The sequence below is a fragment of the Vibrio sp. 10N.222.54.E6 genome (genome assembly GCF_041473955.1).
Taxonomy (GTDB): domain Bacteria; phylum Pseudomonadota; class Gammaproteobacteria; order Enterobacterales; family Vibrionaceae; genus Vibrio; species Vibrio tasmaniensis_A.
The window spans coordinates 1-837 of sequence record NZ_JBFRTD010000101.1; the positions used below are offsets into that span (position 1 = coordinate 1).

2 protein-coding genes are annotated in these 837 nt (G+C 36.3%); both read right to left on the reverse strand.

Annotated features, from left to right (window positions below; all coding sequences use genetic code 11):
* Positions 1-202: 202 nt before the first annotated feature.
* Positions 203-496, reverse strand: coding sequence for a HigA family addiction module antitoxin (locus tag AB4513_RS24710; protein ID WP_017101335.1), 294 nt, complete (start codon positions 494-496; stop codon positions 203-205).
* Between the two features lie 89 nt (positions 497-585).
* Positions 586-837, reverse strand: a 252-nt coding sequence (locus AB4513_RS24715) for a type II toxin-antitoxin system RelE/ParE family toxin (RefSeq protein ID WP_102258484.1), incomplete at its 5' end; no start/stop codon positions are given.

The following is an 837-nucleotide window of genomic DNA, read 5'->3' on the forward strand; positions in this document are numbered from 1 at the left end:
ACTATATTTGCGACAGAACCGAAGAAAGTGAGTGATTTTTGCGATCTCGTAGCTATTAGAGAAAGGAAGTGTGCAAAAACCACTCAAAAGTTGGCTATAACATATTGTGCATTAAACACAAAAACGACTCCTTATTGAGAGCCGTTTTTATTGGGATTCTACTTTTACTATTTGGTGTTCTTTATATTTTTCTCATTAACAATTAAGCTTGTGTTTTAAATGGGATAATTGGTGTTTCTATTTCCATGCTTTCAGCTTCCCAAGTATCTAATTTAGCTTGCATCATAATCCAAATACCAACGCCAGTTCCGGTCGTTTCTGCTAGGCGTCTAGCCATTGCATGTGAGCATTTGGCTTTACCGTTAACAAATTCACTTAGTGCTTTTCTTGTTACACCTAAGTTCACTGCTGCTTCGGTAATTGATATTCCTCTTTCATCCAAAATAGTGTGTTTAAAAAACTTACCTGGATGTGATGGTTTTCTCGTCATTCTCATTTCTACTCTCCTAAAGCCTACCTTGTATGTAACGAGATAGACTAAGGTCACATATATCGTGACCCGTAACCTAATCTTTTATTAGGCAGCTATCGGGCTTTTATTTTTTTCCCGTGATAATCGATATAATCAAGAAATTCAGCGCCTTCATCTTGTATTTGAAAAGTTATTCGCCAATTTCCATTAACTTTTATACTGTAAACCCCTTTACCAGAACCTTTCTTTTCAGAAAATTTATCTCTATAAATTGCTTTCAGATCTTTAGGGTGGTGTGAAGCATCGACAGCATCCAGTATAAACGCAATGCTATCGATGTGATTTGGTTCTGTCGCAAACTTTGA